The following is a 6,014-nucleotide window of genomic DNA, read 5'->3' on the forward strand; positions in this document are numbered from 1 at the left end:
GGGGGCGATGGCAGGTTCATCTCCCCGGCAAGGCCTCAAGGTTGGGTGCGCGGCTTTCGAGGAGCTCAAACAGGCAGGACTCATCTCGGAATCCCGTCGCGGATCGGATCGAGCCATCACTCCATCGCCATCGATACAGCGATGACCTACCAAGCCCGTTTGCAAGCTGCACAGAACGAAGGCGCTCTAGCGGCACGTCCACACGCCTGGCGGCAGCGCGGAAAACAATCGAGTCCCTCGTAATAGATATACGAGTCGGCAAGCGTAGGTAGTGACGGGCTGATACCACCAGCAAGAGGAGGGCGCTGGACGCAACCACGATGCGAAACACCCCACCTAGCGCTACCGCCAATATCAGAGCTACCATGGGAAGTACCATCGCTTGTATACGTTCAGTCCAGAGATCGATCGGTTTGAGATCAAACGTTCTAACCTCTTCATCTCCCACGCGACTTTCCCCGTTAGCCACATTCCACGCTCGCCGCCAGATTGAGAAGGGCCTTTTGAGGCGGCGACCTGAAGCCAGGCAGTCCAGTGAGACCGACCCCGGTCGCAATCGCCGTGCACTCTGCCGCGCGAGGATCACCCGATCCGAGATAGGCGGTGCCCGCGAGCCCTCCAGTTGCGACGGAACCGATACAGGCGAGCTTGGCTCCGTCTGCACAGGGCATCGGTCCCTCTACGGAAGATCGACACACCTTCAAAGGAACGGGTCACCGCCCGCCCGTACCCGACCGACAAACTGGTTCAGGCGCCAAATGAGCCACCCAAGACCGAGGGCGGCAACCGCGAAGGCCGCCAAACCAAGCGGAAGGCAATGATCCACGATCGCGAGCACACCCGTAGGAACTAAACCCACGAGGAAGACGACAATTGCGAACAACGCGAACCGCATCGTTGGGGTGAGGGGCCGAATGAGGTCCACGGTCCAGACCCGCATAGCGGCGAGACGACTCATCCGAACTCCCACCCGTATATGAGCCCTCCGGCGCATCCTATACCTGCACCAACTTCGGGGGCTTCGGGGCCTGTGAATGGCGCCACGTACACGCCCGCGATGCCGCCGGACGTCCCGGCTATCTCACAGGCGCCTATGGCAGATCTGACCCGATTCAATGTCTCGCTTATCGAGGGCGCGGCATGCCAGGCTGGCTGCACGACGCCGTGGTGAATTGGCTGGATGAGATCACGGTTCGCCCAGCTGGCTGCCCCTACTATCCAGGACCTCTTCTTCGGAGGATTCGGGAAGAAGGCGTGGGTGTAGCGGTTGGCGGGCCGTGTTGGCTTCCTCAGCAGAGCATGAGGGACGGGGTTCTGAACGTAGAAGGTGTACGCCGCGCGCTGTCTCGTCCAGGATGGGGGGTTGACGGCGATGTAGCCGTTGCCGTAGTTGGTCATGGTGCCGCCTAGGTCGGTGGCGCGGATGGGGTTTTGGTTGGTGTAGTCGTAGTTGTTGGCGGAGCCGTCGGGGACGGGGTCGACGGTGAGGAATCTGCCGAGTTGAGGGTCATACGGTCGGGCGCCCATCTCGATGGTGGGGCGTAGCCCGCCTTGGTGTAGCTGTCGCCACCCAGGCTGTTCGTGTTGCCGTGCACGTCATAGCCAACGGCCCCGACCGCAGCGGCACCCGACGTGGACGTGAGACGGTCACCGGGCCCGTAGCAGTAGTCGGTGGTGGCGCCATCGATGGTCACCGCAGAACGGTTCGAGTCCGCACCCGGATCCACCATCGCGCCACCAGCGCACCCCGCGGTCGTGCCGTACACGTACCGCAGCGTAGAAGACCCCCCACCACCCGTGGCGACCGACGCATCGGTCACGCGGCCAGCGGTGTCATACGCGAACGTGGAGGTCGCCGCGCCCGACGTGGCGTCGACCCGTTCGGCCACGACGCGGCCTGACTGGGAGTACCCCGACCCCGACCCGGACGCGACCTGATCGGAGGTGAGCGTCCCGCCTGGGCCTGTGGCGGTCAACGAGTCGGTGCGGCCCTCGGCGTCGCGGCCGACGGTCAACGACGTGCCGTTGCCGCCGTTACCGGCCCCGGTCGGGTACGCCACCGAGGCAAGGTCGAAGTGCGCGTCGTAGGACACCCGGGCGACCACGGCGCCGTCCCACGACTGCGATGTCACCCGGCCATCGGCTTGCTCGCATCCGGTGACCCACATGGCGAGGTCCGCACGGCCTGGCACGCGAGGGAAGCCATGCCATCGATCTACGACCTTGACAGTCCGGAGTTGGCCGGCCAGTTCGCCGGCGCCTGCAAGACGAGTCGTGCCCGATCAAGGTCAGTTCGCTGGGCCGCACCATCGCCCGGTGGCGGGACCAGATCGTCGCGTGGCACCACGCGCCGGTGAGCAACGGCCCGACCGAGGCGATCAACAACCTCATCAAGCGGGCAAGCGTGTCGGGTTCGGGTTCCGCCGCTTCGCCCGCTACCGCATCCGCGTGCTGCTCTATGACGGGAAACCGAGCTGAGACCGACTCGACACGGTCACACCTCGCTGAAACGCGAAGCGCCGAGATACCTCAGTGAACAGTGCGACCTCATTTGCGAATCCCTATAGGCCGCCGCGCATAGTCCTACGTATGCGTCCGCCGCGCCGCCTGTTTGGCAGGCGATGGACGTTCGTGCGCCTCGATGATGAGATTGGCCAGCGGTCTGACAGTCGACGCTCCGAGCTTCACCATGTCCCATGCTGCCTTCCCTGCTGTGCGCGATGTGCTCAGCTGGCCGGCGTGGGGGCTCGTGTATGCGGAGACCGCGGGGGCACGAAGCGAGCCCTCCGCATTGGGCCGTCCTTCACGTCTCAAGGCACTGTCCTTAGGTTGGTCGCCCGTCGAGATACCTCGGTGAAGAGCGCAGCCTCATTCGTGAATCCAGTTGGCGTTGTGATCTTCCGATCCATAGCCTTCCAGACGTAGTAGAGATTTCTTCCTCCTCCGCCACGCAACACTGCAACCAGGTCACTCCAGGGAATCGTGACGCGTCGCACGGGTGCCCTGAACTGCAGACCTGAGGCCAGCAGAATCAGCCTGGTCGGCATTCGGAGCCGTCTGACAAGGATGGCTAACGTCGCCGCCGCGGCCGCTGCGCAGGTCACCACAGTAAGTAGTACTCCGGACACCAGTAATAGCAAGAGCCATGCGCTGCATGCCATCACCAGGTCGAGCAATAGCTCATACGCTAATGAACCCCGGCTGACTTGGAACCCGTCGAGGGGTGTCTGGTCCAAGGGGTGTGTCACCTAACCGGCCGCCGCGCACGAGAGGCTGCCGCCGAGGCCGAGGAGCGCACTCCCGCCTTCTGTTCGCATACCCGGCAGACCAGTCACCCCGACCGCAGTGGCGGCGAGTTCGCAGACGCCCTGACCAACCGACCCACTTCCGATGTACAGCGCTGAAGATGATATGCCCAGCACGCCGGACACTACGCACGCCTGCTTGACTCCATCGGCACAAGGTATGCTCGCGAACCCGGCTAGTACGTTCGTTACATCGCCGAGCGTATGTAAGCCTCTTTGCCACCAGGATCTGCCGGCTTCCTTGACTTGGGGGAAGAAGGCGTGGGTGTAGCGGTTGGCGGGCATGGGGTGGGCGGTCATGGTTCTCATGTGGGCGATCGTGTCGCCCGGTGAGCCTGTGTAACGGGGCGGTTGGATCGCCGTGTAGGCGGCTCGCCGCTGCGTCGCGTAGCCCGACGGGTTGACGGCGATGTAGCCGTTGCCGTAGTCGGTCATGGTGCCGCCTAGGTCGGTGGCGCCGATGGGGTTTTGGTTGGTGTAGTCGTAGTTGTTGGCGGAGCCGCCGGGGACGGGGTCGATGGTGAGGAACCTGCCGAGTTGAGGGTCATACGGTCGGGCGCCCATCTCGATGGTGGGGCGTAGCCCGGCTTGGTGTTCGACGGGGCGGGTCGTGTTGCCGTGCCCGTCATGGGCCACCGCCCCGACCGGCGTGGCGCCCGACGTCCAGGTGAGACGATCACCGGGCCCGTAGCAGTAATCGGTGGTGGCGCCATCGATGGTCACCGCAGAACGGTTCGAGTCCGCACCCGGATCCACCATCGCGCCTGCGCCACACCCCGTGGTCGTGCCGTACACGTACCGCAGCGTAGAAGACCCCCCACCACCCGTGGCGACCGACGCATCGGTCACGCGGCCAGCGGTGTCATAGCCAAACGTGGAGGTCGCCGCACCCGACGTGGCGTCAACCCGTTCGGTAGCCCATCAGCGCCAGCGGGCGGGTCGACCGACGGTCACACACCTGACGATCGTCACGAAGAGCAGGACAGTGAAGACTACCTGCACCATCAGACCTGCGCTGATGTGGCCGCCGGTTGCCAGGCGGATCATCAAGACGACAATCGATGGGGCGCCGAGAACGCACAACAACACCGCGGCCAGCCTCGATAGCGAGTTCAACCGCGGCCCCGGAGGAGGAGCGAAGTTCCATCCAGACCCCCGGGCCGGGTCGGCTATCTCCGGAGCGCCGACGAACGGCTCCGGCCCACTTGAACGCCCGGCGTGGAGTCCCGCCACGTGCTGGCGAAGACCAGCGAGCGACCATACAGCCGTGGCCACGGCCATGAGCAACACGATTGTGCCAACGATCCGCGATGCCAGGACGAGCCCGAAGATCCCGACGCCTGCCGCCGAGCACACCAGTGCGACCCACGCCAAGACCGCAACCTGACCCTGGACGGGCGTCCCGCGACGGAAGTCCCGAACCCACTCTCGGGCTCGTTGGATCACGCTGACCTACCTCGTTCGATGGATCATGAATACATAACCGGTCGCTTCAGACCACACGATCCAGCGCCCGTCGCGGCTTACTAGTGAACCCGTGTGGATTACACACTTAGACAAGTGTCATCGACGAGCTGTGGCCGTCTTCATGACCCGTCGAAGACATCTGCGGTAATGATCACGAAGCGTGTTGTCATCGAAGGCGCCGACTCGCAGCCAGCCATGTCGCCAAGCGTACAGATGGGTGGCCCAGACTACGATGACCCATACGGCGACCATCCATCGCAGGGCCGGGACGAAGATCGTTGTCAATATTGCCGGAATGAAGAGTGGTGTCGTGAGGAGCGTTGCTGCGGCCAACCACCAGGGGATCTTGGCCGCTTCCGCTTCCGTCATGGGGGGCGGCGGCGTGTACTTCCGCACCACGTCCGCCCATCGCCCGGTGGCATGGTAGGACTCGAGGTCGTCGTCGTTCAATGTTGCAGCGGTTTTGAGGACCGCTGCTCTCGCACGCATTTGCGACCTTCGCCGCACGTCCTGCCGGAAGCGCTCAGTGCCGTGTTGATCTCGAATCACCATCACCGCCACGCCCGTCACGCCCAATGGCAACTCACCCCACAATAGCGAGAGGATTGTCCAATCTTCGCGAACAGGCTTATCCGAGAAGCGGACAGCAAGCCGTTCGTCGCGCCTCATGCAGCTGGAGTTGCGCAGCCGGGTGCGTGAGGGCTAACCCGGCAGATCACGTCTCGTGGAATGATCACCGGCCCGGGCGCCGGACCCGGGACTGTCCGACCACCGGCAGTTAGCAATTGATAGAATTTGAAGATCGTGCCATCAACGCCCGGGCTGGAGACGGCCGACCACATGGCCCTCCCCACCCTATTGATAGCTGCTAAGAGGCCGTGGGCCTCCTTCCGCGGCTGTGGGAAGAAGGCGTGTGTGTAGCGGTTGGCAGCAGTGCCTGGGCCGACGGCTCGGCCGCCGGAACAGATAAGAGTGCTGAATCGAGAGGGCATTCCGGTGCAAGAGATAGAGGTGTGCTGGCCCCGTCTCCGATTGACCGGGAGATCCTCAGGCGGGTTGACGGCGATGTAGCCGTTGCCGTAGTCGGTCATGGTGCCGCCTAGGTCGGTGGCGCCGATGGGGTTTTGGTTGGTGTAGTCGTAGTTGTTGGCGGAGCCGCCGGGGACGGGGTCGATGGTGAGGAATCTGCCGAGTTGAGGGTCATACGGTCGGGCGCCCATCTCGATGGTGGGGCGTAGCCCG

The 6,014-nt window shown here is 64.0% G+C and carries 6 protein-coding genes; all 6 read right to left on the reverse strand.

Annotated features, from left to right (window positions below; translation table 11 throughout):
- Positions 1-954 precede the first annotated feature (954 nt).
- Positions 955-1,398 (reverse strand): hypothetical protein, encoded by a 444-nt coding sequence (locus tag VHA73_06415; GenBank protein ID HVX17649.1) that lies wholly within the window; start codon positions 1,396-1,398, stop codon positions 955-957.
- Positions 1,399-1,406: 8 nt separating this feature from the next.
- The gene (locus VHA73_06420; GenBank protein ID HVX17650.1) at positions 1,407-2,192 is read right to left on the reverse strand and encodes a hypothetical protein; all 786 of its coding nucleotides are present in this window, start codon (positions 2,190-2,192) and stop codon (positions 1,407-1,409) included.
- A 1,056-nt stretch (positions 2,193-3,248) separates the two neighbouring features.
- Positions 3,249-4,154 carry an RHS repeat-associated core domain-containing protein gene (locus VHA73_06425; protein ID HVX17651.1) on the reverse strand — a complete coding sequence of 302 codons (906 nt, stop codon included), beginning with the start codon at positions 4,152-4,154 and terminating at the stop codon, positions 3,249-3,251.
- 72 nt (positions 4,155-4,226) lie between these two features.
- Positions 4,227-4,751: a hypothetical protein gene (locus VHA73_06430; protein HVX17652.1), complete on the reverse strand. Its 525-nt coding sequence runs from the start codon at positions 4,749-4,751 to the stop codon at positions 4,227-4,229.
- A 117-nt stretch (positions 4,752-4,868) separates the two neighbouring features.
- Complete coding sequence (locus tag VHA73_06435) at positions 4,869-5,441, reverse strand: hypothetical protein (GenBank protein HVX17653.1); 573 nt, start codon at positions 5,439-5,441, stop codon at positions 4,869-4,871.
- Positions 5,438-6,014: RHS repeat-associated core domain-containing protein (locus VHA73_06440; GenBank protein HVX17654.1), on the reverse strand; the 577-nt coding region annotated here is incomplete at its 5' end. The genes VHA73_06440 and VHA73_06435, both read right to left, overlap by 4 nt.

Source organism: Acidimicrobiales bacterium, from assembly GCA_035547835.1.
Taxonomy (GTDB): Bacteria; Actinomycetota; Acidimicrobiia; order Acidimicrobiales; family Iamiaceae; genus DASZTW01.

Bases quoted from the DNA above. Each gene is read 5' to 3' on its own strand.
- VHA73_06415 (HVX17649.1), bottom strand. From the start codon at position 1,398: ATGACCAACTACGGCAACGGCTACATCGCCGTCAACCCCCCATCCTGG.
- VHA73_06435 (HVX17653.1), bottom strand. From the start codon at position 5,441: ATGAGGCGCGACGAACGGCTTGCTGTCCGCTTCTCGGATAAGCCTGTT.